A 20,534-nucleotide genomic window follows, 5' to 3' on the forward strand; every position below is an offset into this window, starting at 1 on the left:
TCCCATGGGATGACACCGACTGTCCGGGATACGGACATGTCGGCCAGGTGGGCGTCAGCCCTTCGACTGCCGTTCACCCACAGGTATGGCGGCCGTTGGGATCCGCTGGGAACTTCACCGGCATGGACCTCCCCGACTTCGGCATTCCGCCCGGGCTCGCGCGCCGGTTGAGCATGGCCGAGCAGCACGAGTACCTGCGGACCAAGCTGTCCCGGCGCCGCACGCTGGTGACGGCGGGCGCGGTCGCCGGCGGACTGCTGACGGGCTGCTCCGCCGAGGGGACGTCCACCGCCGGACCGGCCTCCTCGGTCTCCCCCACGGCCGTGGTGCACGGTTCCGCCGTCTCCCCCTTCGGCCGCCACCTCGCCTTCGGCGCCGATCCGAAGACCCAGATGCGGATCTCCTGGCAGGTCCCGCTCGCGGTGAAGAGGCCCTACGTCCGCGTCGGCCTCGAGCCCCACGACCTGAGCCGCAGGATCGGGGCCGAGCTCCGCGACCTGCACACCCCGGGGCAGACCGGCGTACGCCTCGCCCTCGACCAGTACTACCTGCACACGGCCCTGGACGGACTGCGCCCCGGCACGACGTACTACTACGGCGTCGGCCACGACGGCTTCGACCCGGCGGACCCGAGTCGCCGCTCGACCATCAGCAGCTTCCGTACGGCCCCGGCGAGCCCGGAGAAGTTCGTCTTCACCGCCTTCGGCGACCAGGGCGTCGGCACCGCCGCGGCCGCCAACGACAACCTCCTGCTGCGCCAGAAGCCCGCCTTCCACCTGCACGCCGGTGACATCTGCTACGCCGACGGAAACGGCCAGGGCCTGAAGTCGGACGGCTACGACCCGGGCTTCTGGGACCTGTTCCTCAAGCAGAACGAGGAGGTCGCGCGGAGCGTGCCCTGGATGGTCACCACCGGCAACCACGACATGGAGGCCTGGTACTCCCCCGACGGCTACGGCGGCCAGTTCGCCCGCTGGTCCCTCCCGGAGAGCGGCTTCGACCCTCGCTCGGCGCCGGGTGTGTACTCGTTCACGTACGGCAACGTCGGCGTCGTGGCCCTGGACGCGAACGACGTGTCGTACGAGATCCCCGCCAACTTCGGCTACACGGACGGGAAGCAGACGACCTGGCTGGACAAGCGGCTGGGTGAGCTGCGGGCCGCCGTAGGCGTCGACTTCGTCGTCGTCTACTTCCACCACTGCGCGTACTCGACGTCCTCGCACGCCTCCGACGGCGGGGTGCGCGCCGAGTGGCTGCCGCTGTTCGAGAAGCACCAGGTGGACCTGGTGATCAACGGGCACAACCACGTGTACGAGCGCACGGACGCGATCCGCGGCGGCGAGGTCGGCCGGTCGGTGCCGGTCGGCGGCGCCACCGATCCGACGCGGGACGGGATCGTGTACGTCACGGCAGGCGGGGGCGGCCGCGACCTGTACGGCTTCCCCGCGGGCGTGAAGGAGAGCTACGAAGGGCGGGTGCACGACCACGAGTCCGTCGAGACCTTCCGGTGGACGAAGTCGAAGCAGCCCGACCGGGAGACCGTGGAGTGGTCACGGGTGCGCTACCGCGGGTTCTCGCTGCTCTCGGTGGCGGTGGAGAGCGGGGTGCGGCCGCGGCTGACGGTGTCGGCGCTCGCGCAGAGCGGGGAGCGCATCGACCATTTCGAGGTGCGGCGCGGGGACTGACGGGCCCGCGCCACACCTCGTACGGGTGCGGCTCCCGGCTGTGGGGACCGGTCAGTGACCGGTCGAGCCGCCGTTGTCACGGCGGTCGAGGGCGCGCTGCAGGGCTGCGGCGGCGTTCTTGCGGTCGGACTCGCTCGTACGGGAGGTGTGACGGACTCGACGGCGGGCGGTCGTCTCGGCCATGAGAAATCGACTCCTTCGCATTCCAGGGAAATCCAGGAAAGGGGACTACGAGACGCCGGAAGGGGCGGGGAGCGTCGGGCCGCAGGGGTTGCCTGCACGGGGCCCGGCTCACGACCGCCATTCGCTTGATCGAGCGAGACGTTCGGCTCCTACAAAGCTAAGGGAGGACGCCCTGTCTGTCTCCACAATTACTCGGACTTCCTACTATCTGAGACGGTGGAGTGGATCACACTGCGCTGACCTGCGGTTTCTTCATCGAGCGGGGGGTGGTCCCGGGCGGGTGGGCCCCGACACGTCTCCCAGAGCCCTGCGGAAGCCCCCCGGGTCCTCCATCCACGGCAGATGACCGGTCCCGGGCAGCACCACCCGCCGTACCCGGGGCAACGCCTCCTCCAGTGAGTCCACGGCCGACCTCGGGCGGATGTCCTCGGATCCGTCGATGATCAGGACGGGCACCTCCAGGGCGGCGCAGGCGCTCCGCAGGTCCGGGGTGCCCCAGCTACGCCCGGTCTCGGCGTTCAGGGCCGTGTTGCACTCGTGGTTGATCTCGAACCAGGGGTCGGCCATCCGGCGGGCGCGCTCCAGGGCGTGCTCGCGGTCCGCGAAGTCGGCCGTCCACTGGAGGACGGCCCGCTCCGGGTCCTGGCGGGGCAACTCCCGCCAGCGGGCGAGCCGTTCGGGGTCCTCACCGAGGCGTGCGTGGAGGTTCTCCAGGTAGGAGGCATGCCAGTCCGACACCGGCCCGATGCCCGTCCCGCTGACGTAGACCAGCGTGCTCACCCGCTCCGGGTGGGCGAGGGTGTAGCTCAACGCCATTTGCGCGCCCCAGGAGTGGCCGAGCAGCGTCATCCGGTCCAGGCCGAAGTGGCGTCGTACGGCGTCCGTGTCGGCCACGAACCGGTCCGTCGTCCACGGCCCGTCGCACCGGTCCGAGCGGCCGCAGCCGCGCTGGTCCCAGCGGATCACCGTGGCCCGGTCGTCGAGCAACGCGGCCAGGTCCCCGAACATGTCCCACAGTCCCGGCCCGCCGTGGCACAGGACCAACGGGGCCCCCGCCCCCGACCGCGCGGCCCACAGTCGTACGCCGTCCTCGGTGATCACGGTCATGTCCGCATTGTGCACGCGCGAAGGGGCCGGGCAACAGCCCGGCCCCTTCTGACGACTGACTGGGTGTCAGCCCATGTGCGGGTAGCCGTAGTCGGTCGGCGGGACCAGCGTCTCCTTGATGGCGCGGGTCAGGGTCCAGCGCTGGAGGTTCTGCGGGGCGCCGGCCTTGTCGTTGGTGCCGGAGGCCCGGCCGCCGCCGAAGGGCTGCTGGCCGACGACGGCACCGGTCGACTTGTCGTTGATGTAGAAGTTGCCGGCCGCGTAGCGCAGCTTCTCCATCGTGTACGCCGCCGCCGCGCGGTCGGACGAGATCACCGAGCCCGTGAGCGCGTAGTCGGACGCCGACTCCATCTGGGTCAGCATCTCCTCGTACGTGTCGTCCTCGTAGACGTACACCGCGAGGAAGGGGCCGAAGTACTCGGTCGTGAAGACCTCGTTCTCCGGGTCCGTGCACTCGACGACGGTCGGGCGGACGAAATAGCCGACCGAGTCGTCGTAGGAACCGCCCGCGACGATCGTGCAGGTGGGGTCCGACTTCGCGCGGTCGATGGCCGCCTTGTTCTTGGCGAAGGCCCGCTCGTCGATGACCGCGCCGATGAAGTTGGACAGGTCTGTGACGTCACCCATGCGGATACCGTCGACCTCGGCGGCGAACTCCTCGCGGAAACCGCTGTTCCAGATCGACGCCGGGATGTAGGCCCGGGAGGTGGCGCTGCACTTCTGGCCCTGGTACTCAAAAGCACCACGCGTCAAGGCCGTCTTGAGGATGGCGCGGTCGGCACTCGGGTGGGCGACGACGAAGTCCTTGCCGCCGGTCTCGCCGACCAGGCGCGGGTAGGTGCGGTACTTCTCGATGTTGGCGCCGACCGTCTTCCACAGGTGCTGGAAGGTCTTGGTGGACCCGGTGAAGTGGATGCCCGCGAGGTCCCGGTGCTCCAGGGCGACCTCGGAGACCGCGATGCCGTCGCCGGTGACGAGGTTGATGACGCCCTTGGGCAGTCCCGCCTCCTCCAGGAGCTGCATCAGCAGCACGGCGGCGTGGGTCTGCGTCGGGGACGGCTTCCAGACCACCACGTTGCCCATGAGCGCGGGCGCGGTGGGCAGGTTGCCCGCGATCGCCGTGAAGTTGAACGGCGTGATCGCGTAGACGAAGCCTTCGAGCGGGCGGTGGTCGAGGCGGTTCCAGACGCCGGGGGCGTTGGCCGGGGGCTGCTCGGCGAGCAGGTCACGGGCGTACTTGACGTTGAAGCGCCAGAAGTCGACGAGCTCGCAGGGCGTGTCGATCTCGGCCTGCTGGGCGGTCTTGGACTGGCCGAGCATCGTGGAGGCGGCCAGCGTCTCGCGCCAGGGTCCTGCGAGCAGTTCGGCGGCGCGCAGGATGATCGCGGCACGGTCGTCGAAGGACATCGCGCGCCAGGCGGGGGCGGCGGCGAGGGCCGCGTCGATGGCGTCCCGGGCGTCCTGCTGGGTGGCGTTGCGGAGGGTGCCGAGGACGGCCTTGTGGTTGTGCGGCTGTACGACCTGGAAGGGCTCTCCGCCGCCCAGCCGCTTCTCACCGCCGATGGTCATCGGCAGGTCGACCGGGTTCTCGGCCAGCTCCTTGAGCTTCACCTCGAGCCGGGCCCGCTCGGGCGAACCGGGGGCATAGCCGTGCACCGGCTCGTTGACGGGGGTGGGGACCTGGGTCACAGCGTCCATGGGTTCCGTAACTCCTTGTGCTTGAGCGGGTGTTGGGCTCAGCCCTTGCTGATCATGCTGCGGACGAAGAAACGCAGGTTCGCCGGCTTCTCGGCCAGCCGCCTCATGAAGTAGCCGTACCAGTCGGTGCCGTAGGCCGTGTAGACGCGCATGCGGTGGCCTTCGGCCGCGAGTCGCAGGTGCTCGTCGCCCCTGATGCCGTACAGCATCTGGAACTCGTACTCGTCGGGCTTGCGGCCCGCCTGCCGGGCGAGTTCCTGGGCGATGGAGATCAGACGCGGGTCGTGGGAGCCGACCATCGGGTATCCCTCGCCCTCCATGAGGATGCGCAGGACCCGGACGTACGCCTTGTCGATCTCGTGTTTCTGCTGGTAGGCGACGTCTGCGGGCTCCTTGTACGCGCCCTTCACGAGCCGCACCCGGCTGCCCGCCGCGGCGAGCCTGCGGGCGTCGGCCTCGGTGCGGAAGAGGTAGGCCTGGATGACGCAGCCGGTCTGCGGGAAGTCCTTCCGCAACTCCTCGTGGATGGCGAACATCGAGTCGAGGGTGGTGTGGTCCTCGGCGTCGAGCGTGACGGTCGTGCCGATGGCGGCGGCGGCCTCGACGACGGGCCGGACGTTGGCGAGCGCGAGCTCGTGGCCCCCGGGGAGCGCCTGGCCGAACATCGACAGCTTCACGGACATCTCGGCCCTGGTACCCAGTTCGAGTGCGCTGAGCCGGTCGACGAGCGCGAGGTAGGCGTCCCGGGCGGCCTCCGCCTGCTCGGGCGTGGTGATGTCCTCGCCGACCACGTCCATGGTCAGCTCCAGGCCCCTGGAGGTGAGCTCCTGGATGATCGGCACGATGTCGTCGACCGTCTCGCCCGGGATGAATCGGTCGACGACCTGCTTGGTGACCGGGGCCGCCGAGATCAGGCGTCGCATCCGGTCGCTGCGCGACGCGGCGAGAATCACGGGACCCAGCACGGGGCACCTCCACAAACCAGCAGACAGGACCACCGTGAAACCTAAGGATCCCTCCGATGGTCGACCATCGACAGCTGTCACGCATCCGTGCCGCAGATCTCAGACAGATGTATGAAGGGGCGCGGAATTGCGCGAGAATGCCCGGGTGACGTCCGAATCCACACCCTTCAACCGCGCGGGTGACTACCAGGAGCTGGTCGACGAGATCTCGGAACTCCTGGGCGTACCGGCGACCCTGGAGAACCGCGACTTCGAGCTGATCGCCTTCGGTGTGTACGACAGTGAGGGCGACCTCGATCCGTCGGCGCTGGACCCCGTGCGCACCCGCTCGATCCTGACCCGGCGCTCCACGGCCGCGGTCCGGACATGGTTCGAGGGCTTCGGCATCACACGGGCTTCCGGTCCGGTGCGGATTCCGCCCACTCCGGAGGCGGGGGTGTATCGCGGGCGGATCTGCCTGCCCGTACGTCATCGGGGGGTCGTCCTCGGTTACGTCTGGCTCCTGGACTCCGATCCCGGCCCGACCGACCGGCAGCTGGACGCGGCGATGCGGGTGACGGCCCGTATCGGCGCGCTGCTCGCGGACGAGGCACAGCACGGGGCCGACCTGAGCCGGGAGCTGCGGGCGGTGCTGACCGCCGAGCGCGGCTGGCAGGCCGACATGGCGGTGGCGGCCCTGCGCACGGCGCTGGGCTCCCGCGGCGACGGCCCGTACACCGTGGTGTGCGTCGCCCCGTGGCCATCCGCCGACCCCGACGACGCCCCGTCGGCCCGTACGGTTCCGCACGCGACGGCCTTGTGCACGGTGCCGTGGGGCACCTCGGCCCAGTCACTGGCAGTACTGGTGCGCCTGCGCGCGACGGACACCCTGACCCCGGCGAGCACGGCGGCGGGGCGGCTGCTGGAGCGGGCGCGGGGTGTGGAGGGGGGCGGCGGGGGTGCGTATGGAGGGGCGGGGAGCGGAGGCGGTCGCAGCGAGGGGGCGTACGGCGAGACGGGGGGCACGGGCGGTCGCAGCGGCGGTGAGTCGAGTGCGGGCAGGTCGGGCGCGTCGGGCGGGAGTGACGGTGGCCGGTCGGTCGGGAGCTCGGGCGGCGGACCGGACGACGGCAGGGCGAACTGGCGCGGGGACAGCGGGCCGGACGGCGCTCGGAGCAGCGGTGACCGGCCGGGGGGCGGAAGCGGCACCGGGTCGGCGCAGGGCACCCCGAGCGCGGCACGCGGGGCGGCGGGCTCGGGCAGAGCGCGGGACACGGCGGCCCGAGTCGCCGTGGCCGCCGGTGTCGCCGCCGCCCGCGTGGGCCTCGCCGAGCTGGCCCCCGCCTGGCAGGAGGCGTCGGCCGCGGCGCGGGCCGCGCTCGCGGAACCCGGGTTCGGGCCGGTCGCGGAGTGGTCCCGCATCGGCCCGTACCGCCTGCTGACGGCACTGCCCCCGGAGACGGCCCACGATCCCGCCGTACGCCCCCTCCTCTCCCCCGCCCACCGCGAACTCGCCCGCACCGCCGAGGTCTACCTGGACTGCGCGGGCCAGGCCGGCCGCACCGCCGGGGAACTGGGCATCCACCGACAGACCCTCTACTACCGCCTCTCCCGCGTCGAACAGCTCACCGGCCTGGACCTGGACGACGGCGAGGACCGGCTGTTGCTGCACATGGCGCTCAAGGGGGCGCGGCTGTAGGGGACGGCGGGCCGGGGCATGTCCTACCCGGCAGGTAGCACCCGGTCGCAGCCGACGCCTGCGGGGCGAGCGTGGTCACCGGCGGGAACCCGGCCGACCGGGGCTCGCGGTCTTCGCCGCCGGGCTTCGGGCCCTTGCCCTCTCTCCGTCCGCAGCGTCCTCGCGGCACTCGTCGCGGATGGTCCCGGTGGCAGGCTCCCGTCGAGCGGAGCTCCCGTCGACCGGTTCCGGGTCGCGCCGGCGTGATCGCCGCGTGCGGCGTTCGGCGTGCGGCCGGTGCGGCCGGTGCGGGGAGACTGCCCCCATGCCCCTGCTGATGATCGACCTCGACAACACCCCTGGCGACCGGGACGCCGCCTTCCGCGTGGCCGCGGGCGCCTTTTTCGCCGAACACCGGCTGCCCGCAGGGGACTTGGACTGGCTGTTGACCGTCGACGCGAGTGGTCCCACACCGCGGCGGGAGGTCGCGACCGCGCTGTCCGTACGGTACGGCGGCATCGACGGCCAGGACTTCCTCGACCGACGCGCGGCCGACCGGGTCCCCCTGTCCGACCCGGTCCGCGAGGCGCTCGTGGCGGCGGCCGACAGCTGGTCCTGTGTGATCGTGACCAACGGACGGACCGTCCAGCAGGAGAGGAAGATCCGCCACACCGGTCTCGACCGGCTCGTGAGCGGCTGAGTGATCCCCGAGGCGCTCGGCCACCGGAAGCCCGAACCGGAGATCTTCCACGCGGCGGCCGCCGTCGCCGGCACCCCGCTCGACGGCTCCTGGATGATCGGCGACTCGGCCCCCGCCGACATCCGTGGCGCGCGGGGGGTCGGCGCGCGGAGCGTGTGGGTCTCGGGCGGCCGCCCGTGGACGGAGCGGGACTACCGGCCCACGCTCACCACCCTGGACACCGCGACCGCCGTGCGCCGGGTGATCGCCGGGTGATCAGCGCCTGACCGCCCGGGCGTACGAGTCGTTCGCCCCGGCGAGCGAGCAGCGGGGCCGTCGGAACGTCAGCCCGTCAAAGTCAGCCCTTCGTGGCGCCCTCGATCACCCGGCGCAGCCCTTCCGTGAGCTGGGTGGCATCCGTCGCCGTCTCAGGGTTGAACAGCATTTGGACCATGAGCCCCTGGAGCAGGGTCTGGTAGAAGCGGCCTTCGGAGTCGATGACCTCCTTGCCCTGCTCCTCCTCCGGGACGCCGTTGAACAGGGGCAGCAGTCCCGAGCGGCCCTGCTCCTCCGCCTCGACGAGCATCCGGCGCACCTCGGGCATCCGGTCCCCCTGGACGATCACTTCGAAGCTGAGCATCCAGATCGCACGTGACTCCCCGGCCGCGCTGACGATGCGCGTCCACACCTCCTGGAAGCGCTCCAGTGACCCGGGGGCGGTCGCGAGGTCCTTCTCCCCCGCCGCGCCGGGGTCGAAGCGGTCCCCCATCGCCTCGATGAGCGAGACGTAGGCCTGCACCAGGAGCGCGTCCTTCGACCCGTAGTGGTAGCCGATGGAGGCCAGGTTCGTCCCGGACTCCTTGACGATGTCCCGCGCGGTCGTGCGCAGGAACCCCTTCTCCAGCAGGCAGCGCTTGGCGCCTTCGAGCAGATCCTCGCGATGTCCCATGCCCTCAGCCTATCTAGACAAGCGATTTATACAAGCGTCATAGACAAGCGTTTAAGACGCTCGTATAGTCACCGGCATGACGAACCCGACTCCCGCCAACGCCTTGGCCGGCCGCCGCGAATGGACCGCACTCGGCGTCCTGATGCTTCCGCTGCTCCTGGTCTCGATGGACGTCTCCGTCCTCTACTTCGCGATCCCCGCGATCAGCGCCGACCTGAAGCCCAGCGGCACCCAGCAGCTGTGGATCTTCGACATCTACGCCTTCGTCCTGGCCGGCCTGCTGATGACGATGGGCTCGCTGGGCGACCGCATCGGCCGCCGCAGGCTGCTGCTGGTCGGCGCGGCCGCGTTCAGCGCGGCCTCCCTGGTGGCGGCGTACGCGAACAGCGCCGAGATGCTCATCGCCGCCCGCGCGGTGCTCGGCATCGGCGGCGCGACCCTGATGCCGTCGACGATGGCCCTGATCCGCACGATGTTCACCGATTCCGGCCAGCGCGCGAAGGCGATCGGCATCTGGTCCGGCGTGATGACCGCCGGCATCGCCCTCGGCTCGGTGATGAGCGGCGTCCTGGTCGAGTACTTCTGGTGGGGCTCGGTCTTCCTGGTCAACCTGCCCGCGATGGTGCTCCTGCTGGTCCTCGGCCCGATCCTGCTGCCCGAGTCGAAGGCCTCCGCACCCGGCCGCTTCGACTGGCTGAGCGTCCCCCTGTCGATGGCCGCGGTACTGCCGGTCGTCTACGGCCTCAAGGAGATCCCGTCCGAGGGCTGGAACGTCCGGTACGGCGTCTCGATCACCGTGGGTCTGCTCTTCGCGGTCCTCTTCGTGCACCGCCAGCGCACGACCGCGCACCCGATGATCTCCCCGGCACTGTTCCGCGGCCGCGGTTTCGGGCCCTCCGTCGCCCTGAACCTCATCTCCTCGTTCGCCTTGATGGGCTCGGCCTACTTCACGACCCAGTACCTGCAGTCGGTGCTCGACAAGAGCGCGCTGGAGGCGGCCCTGTGGGCGCTCCTGCCCTCGGTGCCGATCGGCGCCGCGGCCCCGCTCGCGACCTCCCTGGTCCAGAAGGGCGTCGACCGCGCCCACGTCGTCACCGCGGGCTTCGCGATCGGCGCGGTCGGCTACGCACTGTTGGTCTTCACCGGCACGGACTCGATGTGGCTGGTCCTGACCGCGTGCGGGGTCCTCGCCGTCGGCATCGTCACCGTCATCTCCCAGATCACGGACCTCGCGATGGGCAGTGCTCCGGTGGAGCGGGCCGGCTCGGCGTCCTCGCTGATGGAGACCGGCGCGGAGTTCGGCGGCGCGCTCGGCATGGCGGTCCTCGGCTCGATCGGTACGGCGGTCTACCGCCACGACATGCCGGGGTCGGCGCCGGTGGCGGCTCGCGAGACGCTGGGCGGGGCGCTGGTGATCGCGGACCGGGTACCGGGCCTGGCCACGGCGGCCCGGGAGGCCTTCACCCACGGGATGCAGGGGGCGGCGATCGCGGGGGCGGTGCTGCTGGTGGGAGCGGCGGTGCTGGCGGCGGTGACGCTGCGGGGAGTCGAGGTTCGGACGGAAGCTCCGGAACCGGCCCCGGAGAAGTCACTCGCCTGAGGCATGAGAAAAGGCTGGGCGGACCGAGGGTTCTCGGTCCGCCCAGCCTCCTGTCGTGAAAGGTCAGACCAGGTTCACCGCACGCGCGGACGTCGCGCCGATCTCCTCGGCGACCTCGGTCAGCACCCCGGCCGGAACCGTGTCGTCCACGGTCAGGACCGCCAGCGCCTCTCCGCCGGCGACCGCCCGCGAGACCTGCATACCGGCGATGTTGATACCGGCCTCGCCGAAGATACGGCCGACCGTGCCGACGACACCGGGACGGTCCTCGTACTTGAGGACGACCATGTGGTCGGCGAGGGCCAGGTCGACGTCGTACTCGCCGACGGCGACGATCTTCTGGAGGTGCTTCGGCCCGGCCAGCGTGCCGGAGACCGACACCTCCTCGCCGCTGCCGAGCGTGCCCCGAACGGTGACGACGTTGCGGTGGTCGGCCGACTCGGAGCTGGTCGTCAGCCGTACCTCGACACCGCGCTCCTGCGCGAACAGCGGGGCGTTGACGTACGACACGGTCTCGGCGACGACGTCCTCGAAGACACCCTTGAGGGCGCTGAGCTCCAGCACCTTCACGTCGTGCTGGGTGATCTCGCCGTACACCTCGACGTCGAGGCGGACCGCGACCTCACCGGCGAGCGCGGTGAAGATGCGGCCGAGGCGCTCGGCGAGCGGCAGACCCGGCTTGACGTCCTCGGCGATGACACCGCCCTGGACGTTCACCGCGTCGGGCACGAGCTCACCGGCGAGGGCGAGGCGCACCGAGCGGGCGACGGCGATACCGGCCTTCTCCTGGGCCTCGTCGGTGGAGGCGCCGAGGTGCGGGGTGGCGACGACCTGGTCGAACTCGAACAGCGGGGAGTCCGTGCAGGGCTCCTTCGCGTACACGTCGAGACCGGCACCGGCGACCCGGCCCTCCTTGAGGGCGGAGTACAGCGCCTCCTCGTCGACGATCCCGCCGCGCGCGGCGTTGACGATCCGCACGCTCGGCTTGACCTTGCGCAGCGCCTCGTCGCCGATGAGGCCGACGGTCTCGGGGGTCTTGGGCAGGTGGACGGTGATGAAGTCGGAGACCTCGAGCAGCTCGTCCAGCGACAGCACCTTGACGCCCATCTGGGCGGCGCGGGCGGGCTGGATGTAGGGGTCGTAGGCGACGACCTTCATGCCGAACCCGGACATGCGCTGGGCGACCAGCGCGCCGATCCGGCCCAGACCCACGACACCGAGGGTCTTCTCGGCCAGCTCCACGCCCGTGTACTTGCTGCGCTTCCACTCGCCGTTCTTCAGCGCGGCGTTGGCCTGCGGGATGTGGCGGGCGGTGGCGACGAGGAGACCGCAGGCCAGCTCGGCGGCGGTCACGATGTTCGAGGTGGGGGCGTTGACGACCATCACGCCGGCCTTGGTGGCGGCGGAGACGTCGACGTTGTCCAGGCCGACGCCGGCTCGTGCGACGACCTTCAGCTTGTGCGCGGCCGCGATGGCCTCGGCGTCCACCTTGGTGGCGGAGCGGATCAGGATCGCGTCGACCTCGGCGATGGCCGGGAGCAGTTCGGCTCGGTCCGCTCCGTTGCAGTGCCGGATCTCGAAGTCGGGGCCAAGCGCGTCCACAGTCGCGGGCGACAGCTCTTCAGCGATGAGTACGACAGGTTTCGAGCTCACGTGAGTCCTCACAAGTCCATTGCGGACGGCCGTCCCGACGGCCGCAGGCGGTGGAGGGGCTAGCCGCGTGGAAGACGCACGACGTTGTGGGCCTGACGCGTATGTTGTGCGCCAGTGTAGTGGCGCGGCGGAGGTCGTCTTGCGCCTCCACGGAAGGATCACCCGTCCGTGATGCGACGGGTTGGACAACGGGGCCGGAGCGGTCTGCTCCGGCCCCGTGGCCTGAGGCTTACGCCTCCTCGTCGACCCAGCTCATCAGCTTGCGCAGCTGCTTGCCGGTGGTCTCCAGCAGGTGCTCGGAGTCCTGCTGCTTGTACTCGTTGTACTTCTTCAGACCGCCGTGGTACTCGGCCATCCACTCACGGGCGAAGGTGCCGTCCTGGATCTCGGCGAGGATCTTCTTCATCTCGGCCTTGGTGGCGTCCGTGATGATCCGCGGGCCGGTGACGTAGTCGCCCCACTCGGCGGTCTCGGAGATCGACCAGCGCATCTTCTCCAGGCCGCCCTCGTACATGAGGTCGACGATGAGCTTCAGCTCGTGCAGGCACTCGAAGTACGCGATCTCCGGCTGGTAGCCGGCCTCGGTCAGCGTCTCGAAACCGGCCTTGACCAGCGCGGCCGTACCACCGCAGAGAACGGCCTGCTCACCGAACAGGTCGGTCTCGGTCTCCTCGGTGAAGGTCGTCTTGATGACGCCGGCGCGGGTGCCGCCGATGCCCTTGGCGTACGACAGCGCGAGCGCGAAGGCGTTGCCCGACGCGTCCTGCTCGACGGCCGCGATACACGGAACGCCGCGGCCCTCCTCGTACTGGCGGCGGACCAGGTGGCCCGGGCCCTTCGGGGCGACCATGCAGACGTCGACGCCGGCCGGCGGCTTGATGAAGTCGAAGCGGATGTTCAGGCCGTGGCCGAAGAACAGCGCGTCACCGTCGTTCAGGTTGTCCTTGATGGACTCCTCGTAGACCTGGGCCTGGATCGGGTCCGGGACCAGGATCATGATGACGTCGGCCTCGGCAGCGGCCTCGGAGGGCGTCACCACGCGCAGGCCCTGCTCCTCGGCCTTGGCCTTGGACTTGGAGCCCTCGTGCAGACCGACACGCACGTCGACACCCGAGTCACGGAGCGACAGCGCGTGGGCGTGGCCCTGGCTGCCGTAACCGATGACCGCGACCTTGCGGCCCTGGATGATGGACAGGTCGGCGTCGGCGTCGTAGAACAGCTCGGCCACTTTGGGTTCTCTCCTTGGTGTGCAGGTGTTGCGCCCCACCGTATGACGGCGGACTGGGATGAAGTTTCGGGGTCTCGGTATACGGGCGGCCGGGGCCGCCCGTAACCGACGTCACGCGCTGCGGTCGAGTGCGCGCAGCGAGCGGTCCGTGATCGAGCGGGCGCCGCGGCCGATCGCGATGGTGCCGGACTGGACGAGCTCCTTGATACCGAAGGGCTCCAGCATCTTCAGCATCGCGGACAGCTTCTCGCCACTGCCGGTGGCCTCGATGGTGACGGCCTCCGGGGAGACGTCGACGGTCTTGGCGCGGAACAGCTGGACGATCTCGACGATCTGGGAGCGCGTCTCGTTGTCGGCGCGCACCTTCACCAGAACGAGTTCGCGCTGAACGGCCGAGCCGGGTTCCAGCTCGACGATCTTCAGCACGTTGACGAGCTTGTTGAGCTGCTTGGTCACCTGCTCCAGCGGCAGTTCCTCGACCACCGTCACCACGATGGTGATCCGGGAGATCTCGGGGTGCTCGGTGACACCGACCGCGAGCGAGTCGATGTTGAACCCGCGGCGGGAGAACAGGGCGGCGATCCGGGCGAGGATGCCCGGGGTGTTCTCCACCAGGACGGAGAGCGTGTGCTTGGACATGATCTTTTACGTCTCTCTCGCTCAGTCGTCTTCGTTGTCGCCGAAGTCGGGGCGGACGTCCCGGGCGGCCATGATCTCGTCGTTGGAGGTGCCGGCGGCGACCATCGGCCACACCATCGCGTCCTCGTGGACGATGAAGTCCACGACGACGGGACGGTCGTTGATGGAGTTCGCCTCCGCGATGACCTTGTCCAGGTCCTCCGGGCGCTCGCAGCGCAGACCCACGCAGCCCATCGCCTCGGACAGCTTCACGAAGTCCGGCACGCGCGTGCCCTTGGCGTCCGGGTTGATGTCCTCCGGGCCGCTGTGCAGCACGGTGTTGGAGTAGCGCTGGTTGTAGAAGAGGGTCTGCCACTGGCGGACCATCCCGAGGGCGCCGTTGTTGATGATGGCGACCTTGATCGGGATGTTGTTCAGGGCGCAGGTGGTCAGTTCCTGGTTGGTCATCTGGAAGCAGCCGTCGCCGTCGACCGCCCAGACCGTGTTGCCCGGCATGCCGGCCTTGGCACCCATCGCGGCCGGGACCGCGTAGCCCATGGTTCCGGCGCCGCCGGAGTTCAGCCAGGTCGCCGGCTTCTCGTACTGGATGAAGTGGGCGGACCACATCTGGTGCTGGCCGACGCCCGCCGCGAAGATCGTGCCCTCGGGGGCGAGCTGTCCGATCCGCTCGATGACCTGCTGCGGGGAGAGCGAGCCGTCGGCGGGCAGGTCGTAACCGAGCGGGTAGGTCTCGCGCCAGCGGGACAGGTCCTTCCACCAGGCGCTGTAGTCGCCCTTGTGGCCCTCGCTGTGCTCCTTCTGGACGGCCTGGACCAGGTCGGCGATGACCTCGCGGGCGTCACCGACGATCGGCACGTCGGCGGCGCGGTTCTTGCCGATCTCGGCCGGGTCGATGTCGGCGTGGACGATCTTGGCGTGCGGGGCGAAGCTGTCCAGCTTGCCGGTGACGCGGTCGTCGAAACGGGTACCGAGGGCGACGATCAGGTCGGCCTTCTGCAGCGCGGTGACGGCGGTGACCGAACCGTGCATGCCCGGCATTCCCACGTGCAGCGGGTGGCTGTCGGGGAATGCGCCGAGCCCCATCAGGGTGGTGGTGACGGGGGCTCCGGTGAGTTCTGCGAGGACCTTCAGCTCGGCGGTGGCGCCGGCCTTGATGACCCCGCCTCCGACGTAGAGGACGGGCCGCTTGGCCTGGGTGATCAGCTTGGCGCCTTCGCGGATCTGCTTGGCGTGCGGCTTGGTCACCGGGCGGTAGCCGGGCAGGTCCATGACGGGCGGCCAGGAGAACGTCGTCTTCGCCTGGAGCGCGTCCTTGGCGATGTCGACCAGGACCGGGCCGGGGCGGCCGGTGGAGGCGATGTGGAAGGCCTGCGCGATGACCCGCGGGATGTCCTCGGCCTTGGTGACCAGGAAGTTGTGCTTGGTGATCGGCATGGTGATGCCGACGATGTCCGCCTCCTGGAAGGCGTCCGTGCCGATCGCCTTGGAGGCCACCTGGCCGGTGATCGCCACGAGCGGCACCGAGTCCATGTGGGCGTCCGCGATCGGGGTGACCAGGTTGGTGGCGCCGGGGCCCGAGGTCGCCATGCAGACGCCGACCTTGCCGGTGGCCTGCGCGTAACCAGTGGCCGCGTGGCCGGCGCCCTGCTCATGACGGACCAGGACGTGCCGCACCCGGGTGGAGTCCATCAGCGGGTCGTACGCCGGAAGGATGGCACCGCCGGGGATACCGAATACCGTCTCGGCGCCGACCTCCTCGAGAGAGCGGATGAGGGACTGCGCGCCCGTGACGTGCTCGGGGGCGGACTGCTGTCCTCCGGATCGGGGCCGCGGCTGCGGATGGGCCCCGGTGGCCTGCTCGGTCATCGTCATTCTCTTCTCGATGCTGAGGGTGTGAAGCTGAGGTGGGGAGGCTGGGCAACAAAAAACCCCTCGTGCCATAAGGCAAGCGAGGGGAGCGCGCCGGGTGGGGATCGCTGAGCGGTCTGTGGCTCAGCGTCAGCCGACGCGCTTTCCAAGTACGAGAATTCGGGTGCGCATGAGACTGACCCTCCCCCCGGCACGCACCCACTGTCAAGTGGGTGGGACAGGGGTCTCATTATGTGAGCGGAGGGTCGTCCCACCACCGAGTACGGCAGACATGCTTCCGGTGTACACCCCCGCCCCGCCTCCGGCGAACGCGGGCTCCGCCGGGCCGTGCGGCACCGGGTAGTGCCCCGAGGCGAGCGCCCTGCGCAGCCGGTACTCGTCCAGCGGCCCCGAGAACGCCATGCCCTGCCCGTGTGTGCAGCCCATCGCGCGCAGGGCGACGACCTGTTCGGGAAGGTCCACCCCCTCGGCAACGGACTGCAGCCCGAGATCTCCGGCGATCCGGAGCAGCCCGCTGGTGATCTTGTGCAGTCTGGCGGACTCCACGACGCCCTCGACCATGCTGCGGTCGAGCTTCAGCACGTCCACGGGGAGTCTGCGCAGCGCGGTGATCGCCGCGTAGCCGCTGCCGAAGCCGTCCAGGGCGATGCGGACGCCGAGGCGCCGGATCGCGGTCAGCCGGCGCTCCAGCTCGTCCAGCGAGACGCGCGGGTCGGTGTCGGAGAGCTCGATGACCAGGGAACCGGACGGCAGTCCGTGCCGGGTCAGCAGCGCCTCGACGGACCCCAGAGGCAGGGAGCGGTCCAGCAGCCGCTGGGCGCTCATACGGACCGCCACGGGCATGGTGAGCCCGGACGCGGCCCGCTCGGCTGCCTTTTCCACGGCCTCCTCCAGGATCCAGCGGCCCAGCTCCTGCGTCTTGTCGCTGTCCTCGGCCACCCGCAGGAACTCGGCGGGTGTGAACAGCACTCCCTGGGAGGAGCGCCAGCGTGCCTGGGCGGAGACCGATGTGATCCGGCCGTCCTCCAGACAGACGACAGGCTGGTGCAGCAGGGCGAACTCGCCGTCGTGCAGCGCGGCACGCAGGCGCGTGGCCAGCTCCGCCTTGCGTACGACGTCCTGCTGCATCTGGGGCGCGTACAGCTCGACGCGGCCCTTTCCGCCCGCCTTGGCGCGGTACATCGCGAGGTCCGCGTTGCGCAGGATCTCGCCCGCTCCGAGGCCGGGCTCGGCGAAGGCGACACCGATGGAGGCGGCGACCCGGACATCGTTGCCGTCGATGAGGTACGGCTGGGAGAGCGTGACCCTGAGGCGGTCGGCGAGCTCCAGGATGTTGGCCTCGCGGGCGGTGCGGTCGCGGGTGCCGTCCCCGACGATCAGCGCGGCGAACTCGTCCCCGCCGAGCCGGGAGGCGGTGTCCCCGTACCGGACCGCGTCCTGCAGTCTGCGGGCGGCCTGGACGAGCAGTTCGTCCCCGGCCTGGTGCCCGATCGTGTCGTTGACGGCCTTGAAGCCGTCCAGGTCGATGAAGAGGACGGCCGTGCCGCGGTCGGAGGAACGGCGGCCGGACAGGGCCTGCTGGACGCGCCGGGTGAACAGGGCGCGGTTGGGCAGGTCGGTCAGCGGGTCGTGCTCGGCGTTGTGCTGGAGCTGCGCCTGCAGGCGCACTCTTTCGGTCACGTCCCGGCTGTTGAAGATGAGGCCGCCGTGGTGGCGGTTGACGGTGGACTCGACGTTGAGCCAGCCGCCGTCGCCCGACCGGAAGCGGCACTCGATGCGGGTGGTGGGTTCTTCGAGGGGGTTGGCGGCGAGGAAGCGCCGCACCTCGTGCACGACGCAGCCCAGGTCCTCCGGGTGGATGAGACCGGCCAGCTCCGTGCCCACGAGGTCCTCGGCGGGGCGTCCGTAGACACCGGCGGCGGCCGGGGAGACGTACCGGAGGATGCCGTTGGGCGCGGCGATCATGATGACGTCGCTGGAGCCCTGCACCAGGGAGCGGAAGTGGTTCTCCTTCTGCGCGAGCTCCTGGGTGAGGGTGATGTTGTCGAGCAGCATGATGCCCTGGCGCACCACGAGGGCGAGCACGACGGTGCCACCGGTGAGCAGCACCACCCGGTCCACGCTGCGGCCGTTGAGGACGTTGTAGAGAATCCCCAGCGTGCAGACCGCGGCGGCCAGATACGGGGTGAGGGCGGCCAGCGACCCGGTGATGGGCCGGGTGACCGGATACCGGCCTTGGTCACCGCCCTGTGCTCCGTGTGCTCCGTGTGCTCCCTGTGCTCCCTGTGCTCCCGGTGCGGACGGATGGTGTTGGATCCCGAACCGCTGCCTGGGCAGGTGTTCGCGCACCACGCGTGTGTGCCCGGTCCGCCGCTGCCGGTTGCCGTTCGAATGCCTTGGCGCGGCCCAGGGGGCGTAGGCCAGGAGCAGGGAGCCGGCGAACCAGCCCGCGTCCAGCAACTGGCCGGAGCGGTAGTTGTTGTGCAGCAGCGGCGAGGTGAACAGGGCGTCGCACATCACGGTCAGGGCGAGCGCGCCGATCGCGGTGTTCACCGCGGTGCGGTTGACCGCCGAGCGCCGGAAGTGCAGTGCGAGAACCATGCTGACCAGGGCGATGTCCAGCAGCGGGTACGCCAGGGACAGCGCGGTGTGCGCCACGCTCGGCCCCTCGGACTTCGCCGCCTGGGCGAGGGCGAGGCTCCACGAGAGCGTGAGCAGCGAGCCGCCGATCAGCCAGGCGTCGAGGCCGAGGCAGACCCAGCCCGCCTTTGTCACCGGGCGCTTGGCGAGGACCAGCAGACCCACGATGGCGGGTGGCGCGAAGCAGAGGAAGAACAGGTCGGCGTAGCTGGGGTTCGGCACGTCCCGGTCGAGGACGACCTCGTACCACCCCCAGATCAGGTTGCCGAGGGACGCCATCGTCGAGGAGAGCCCGAAGAGCAGCCAGGCGGGTCGAAAGCGGACACGACGGTTGCGGGCGTAGACGAAGCAGGACACGGCGGCGGTGCCCGCGGCGGCGCTCAGCCCGAAGTCGCCCATGACCAGGGCCACTTCGTGCGAGCCCCAGTCGAATGCGGCACCGATGGCGTATCCCGCGCAGACCACGGCGAGAAGGAGTTGGTGGACCAGCGTCGACCCGCCGCGGGAGGCCGGTGGCCGGGAGGGCAGCGCCCCCCTGGCGGGCCGGGCCCGCAGCGTTCCGTCGAGAATGGTCGTGGGAGACGGGGGCGAGCTCACCGGGTCCTCCCGGTCCGCGCCGCTCCGGGGTCCCGGGGGTCCGGGTGCGCCGGGTGCGCATGCCTCCTGCGGCTGGTGTGCCTTCGGTGGTGATGGCTGTGGTGACCGCCGTGATGGCCGCGTCTGCGCGCGGCCGTGTGCCAGGGTCGGAGCCGGCAGCCCCGCCGCGTCGGATCGTTGGTCCATAGGCCGTGCATCGCCCGTCGCCCCCCTCACAGTCTGCAAAGTCCATCCCCGGCGCCGAATGGTGCACGGCGCAGCCCCTGTCGGGACGATACACCAGTCTCGTCACTCAGGGACATAGTTCCTCTACGCTCCGTGACGACCAGGGGCGATGAGAGCACGGACCGCGTCCGAAAGATTGCGGAGGGTACCGGAAACGGATTACGTGCCTGTTGCGCGCCCGCGCCCGACAGCGCGTTGCGTACGCGTCACGCGCTGCCTGGCCCCGTCGTAAGGATCACGTTGCGCAACGGCTCCTGGTTCACATACCGGTTCAACTGATCCACCAACAGGCGCTTGGCGCGCGGCAGGAAAGCGGACGTAGGTCCTCCGACATGCGGACTGATGAGTACGCCCGGCGCCTGCCACAAGGGGTGCCCCTGGGGCAGCGGCTCGGGGTCGGTGACGTCGAGGGCGGCGGTGATGCGGCCGGTCTCCAGCTCGGCGAGCAGCGCCTTGGTGTCGACGACGGGGCCGCGGGCGACGTTCACGAGGAGCGCGCCGTCCTTCATACGGGCAAGGAATTCGGCGTCGGCCAGGTGACGTGTGGTCTCGTCGAGGGGCGTGGACAGGATGACGACGTCCGCCTCGGGGAGCAGGGCGGGCAGTTCGGCGAGCGGGCGCACGGGGCCGCGCTCCGTGGTGCGCGCGGAGCGCGCGACGCGCGCCACCCGCGCGACCTCGAACGGTAGGAGCCGGTCCTCGATGGCGGAGCCGATCGAGCCGTAGCCGACGATGAGGACGGTCTTGTCGGCGAGGGCGGGGTGGAACCCGCCGCGCCACTCTCCCTTGTCCTGGGCCCGCACGAAGTCGGGGATCCCGCGCAGCGAGGCGAGGACCAGGGCGAGCGTGAGTTCGGCGGTGCTCGCCTCGTGCACACCGCGTGCGTTGCACAACCGCACACCGGGACGCAGGTGCTTCAGGCCCGGCGTCACATTGTCGACGCCCGCCGACAGCGTCTGCACGACCTCGACGGAACTCAGCCGGGGCATCGGCCGCAGGACCACGTCCAGGGGCTTCATGTAGGGGACGACGTAGTACGCGCAGTCGGCCGGGTCCGCGGGGAAGTCCTCCTGGCCGTCCCAGAAGCGGTAGTCGGGGCCCTCGGGGAGCCCCTCGATCTCGTCGGGCGGGATGGGAAGCCACACGTCAGCACTCATGCC

Annotated in this window: 16 protein-coding genes; 5 read left to right on the forward strand and 11 right to left on the reverse strand. The window is 70.3% G+C overall.

What is annotated here, in order from left to right:
• Positions 1–122: 122 nt before the first annotated feature.
• Complete coding sequence (locus tag ABZT93_RS13995) at positions 123–1,685, forward strand: metallophosphoesterase family protein (RefSeq protein WP_356103467.1); 1,563 nt, start codon at positions 123–125, stop codon at positions 1,683–1,685.
• Positions 1,686–1,736: 51 nt separating this feature from the next.
• On the opposite strand, the gene ABZT93_RS14000 is transcribed toward ABZT93_RS13995, so the two are convergent.
• The 4 genes from ABZT93_RS14000 to ABZT93_RS14015 form a co-directional block, all read right to left on the reverse strand.
• Complete coding sequence (locus ABZT93_RS14000) at positions 1,737–1,868, reverse strand: hypothetical protein (protein ID WP_020121043.1); 132 nt, start codon at positions 1,866–1,868, stop codon at positions 1,737–1,739.
• Between the two features lie 252 nt (positions 1,869–2,120).
• On the reverse strand, positions 2,121–2,975 hold the full coding sequence (locus ABZT93_RS14005; protein WP_356103470.1) for an alpha/beta fold hydrolase: 855 nt from the start codon (positions 2,973–2,975) through the stop codon (positions 2,121–2,123).
• A gap of 66 nt (positions 2,976–3,041) precedes the next feature.
• Complete coding sequence (pruA, locus tag ABZT93_RS14010) at positions 3,042–4,673, reverse strand: L-glutamate gamma-semialdehyde dehydrogenase (protein WP_356103473.1); 1,632 nt, start codon at positions 4,671–4,673, stop codon at positions 3,042–3,044.
• A 38-nt stretch (positions 4,674–4,711) separates the two neighbouring features.
• The gene (locus tag ABZT93_RS14015) at positions 4,712–5,638 is read right to left on the reverse strand and encodes a proline dehydrogenase family protein (RefSeq protein ID WP_356103475.1); all 927 of its coding nucleotides are present in this window, start codon (positions 5,636–5,638) and stop codon (positions 4,712–4,714) included.
• 145 nt (positions 5,639–5,783) lie between these two features.
• On the opposite strand from ABZT93_RS14015, the gene ABZT93_RS14020 reads away from it, so the two are divergent.
• The 3 genes from ABZT93_RS14020 (at position 5,784) to ABZT93_RS14030 (ending at position 8,250) form a co-directional block, all read left to right on the forward strand.
• Positions 5,784–7,316 (forward strand): helix-turn-helix domain-containing protein, encoded by a 1,533-nt coding sequence (locus ABZT93_RS14020; RefSeq protein WP_356103478.1) that lies wholly within the window; start codon positions 5,784–5,786, stop codon positions 7,314–7,316.
• Between the two features lie 304 nt (positions 7,317–7,620).
• On the forward strand, positions 7,621–7,995 hold the full coding sequence (locus ABZT93_RS14025) for a hypothetical protein (RefSeq protein WP_356103481.1): 375 nt from the start codon (positions 7,621–7,623) through the stop codon (positions 7,993–7,995).
• Entirely contained in the window at positions 7,996–8,250 is a 255-nt protein-coding gene (locus ABZT93_RS14030) for an HAD hydrolase-like protein (RefSeq protein WP_356103484.1), read from the forward strand.
• An 82-nt stretch (positions 8,251–8,332) separates the two neighbouring features.
• Here the strand turns inward: ABZT93_RS14030 and ABZT93_RS14035 are convergent, their stop codons facing one another.
• On the reverse strand, positions 8,333–8,923 hold the full coding sequence (locus tag ABZT93_RS14035; protein WP_356103487.1) for a TetR/AcrR family transcriptional regulator: 591 nt from the start codon (positions 8,921–8,923) through the stop codon (positions 8,333–8,335).
• A 76-nt stretch (positions 8,924–8,999) separates the two neighbouring features.
• On the opposite strand from ABZT93_RS14035, the gene ABZT93_RS14040 reads away from it, so the two are divergent.
• Positions 9,000–10,523: an MFS transporter gene (locus tag ABZT93_RS14040; RefSeq protein WP_356103489.1), complete on the forward strand. Its 1,524-nt coding sequence runs from the start codon at positions 9,000–9,002 to the stop codon at positions 10,521–10,523.
• Between the two features lie 63 nt (positions 10,524–10,586).
• On the opposite strand, the gene serA is transcribed toward ABZT93_RS14040, so the two are convergent.
• The 6 genes from serA to ABZT93_RS14070 form a co-directional block, all read right to left on the reverse strand.
• Positions 10,587–12,176, reverse strand: a complete 1,590-nt coding sequence (gene serA / locus ABZT93_RS14045; protein ID WP_356103491.1) for a phosphoglycerate dehydrogenase — start codon at positions 12,174–12,176, stop codon at positions 10,587–10,589.
• Positions 12,177–12,405: 229 nt separating this feature from the next.
• A complete protein-coding gene (ilvC, locus tag ABZT93_RS14050; protein ID WP_007384880.1) occupies positions 12,406–13,404 on the reverse strand; it encodes a ketol-acid reductoisomerase in 999 nt (332 codons plus the stop codon).
• 111 nt (positions 13,405–13,515) lie between these two features.
• Positions 13,516–14,043, reverse strand: a complete 528-nt coding sequence (gene ilvN / locus ABZT93_RS14055; RefSeq protein ID WP_069766166.1) for an acetolactate synthase small subunit — start codon at positions 14,041–14,043, stop codon at positions 13,516–13,518.
• 21 nt (positions 14,044–14,064) lie between these two features.
• Entirely contained in the window at positions 14,065–15,909 is a 1,845-nt protein-coding gene (locus ABZT93_RS14060; protein ID WP_356103493.1) for an acetolactate synthase large subunit, read from the reverse strand.
• A gap of 207 nt (positions 15,910–16,116) precedes the next feature.
• Positions 16,117–19,149 (reverse strand): EAL domain-containing protein, encoded by a 3,033-nt coding sequence (locus ABZT93_RS14065; RefSeq protein WP_356103495.1) that lies wholly within the window; start codon positions 19,147–19,149, stop codon positions 16,117–16,119.
• A 431-nt stretch (positions 19,150–19,580) separates the two neighbouring features.
• Positions 19,581–20,531, reverse strand: a complete 951-nt coding sequence (locus tag ABZT93_RS14070) for a 2-hydroxyacid dehydrogenase (protein WP_356103497.1) — start codon at positions 20,529–20,531, stop codon at positions 19,581–19,583.
• Positions 20,532–20,534 lie beyond the last annotated feature (3 nt).

Source organism: Streptomyces sp. NPDC005303 (assembly GCF_040607335.1).
Classification (GTDB): domain Bacteria; phylum Actinomycetota; class Actinomycetes; order Streptomycetales; family Streptomycetaceae; genus Streptomyces.

Excerpts from the sequence above, each read along its gene's own strand:
- ABZT93_RS13995 (WP_356103467.1), top strand. The coding sequence starts at position 123 with ATGGACCTCCCCGACTTCGGCATTCCGCCCGGGCTCGCGCGCCGGTTG.
- ABZT93_RS14000 (WP_020121043.1), bottom strand. The coding sequence starts at position 1,868 with ATGGCCGAGACGACCGCCCGCCGTCGAGTCCGTCACACCTCCCGTACG.
- ABZT93_RS14005 (WP_356103470.1), bottom strand. The coding sequence starts at position 2,975 with ATGACCGTGATCACCGAGGACGGCGTACGACTGTGGGCCGCGCGGTCG.
- pruA (WP_356103473.1), bottom strand. The coding sequence starts at position 4,673 with ATGGACGCTGTGACCCAGGTCCCCACCCCCGTCAACGAGCCGGTGCAC.
- ABZT93_RS14025 (WP_356103481.1), top strand. The coding sequence starts at position 7,621 with ATGCCCCTGCTGATGATCGACCTCGACAACACCCCTGGCGACCGGGAC.
- ABZT93_RS14035 (WP_356103487.1), bottom strand. The coding sequence starts at position 8,923 with ATGGGACATCGCGAGGATCTGCTCGAAGGCGCCAAGCGCTGCCTGCTG.
- ABZT93_RS14040 (WP_356103489.1), top strand. The coding sequence starts at position 9,000 with ATGACGAACCCGACTCCCGCCAACGCCTTGGCCGGCCGCCGCGAATGG.
- ilvN (WP_069766166.1), bottom strand. The coding sequence starts at position 14,043 with ATGTCCAAGCACACGCTCTCCGTCCTGGTGGAGAACACCCCGGGCATC.
- ABZT93_RS14060 (WP_356103493.1), bottom strand. The coding sequence starts at position 15,909 with ATGACCGAGCAGGCCACCGGGGCCCATCCGCAGCCGCGGCCCCGATCC.
- ABZT93_RS14070 (WP_356103497.1), bottom strand. The coding sequence starts at position 20,531 with ATGAGTGCTGACGTGTGGCTTCCCATCCCGCCCGACGAGATCGAGGGG.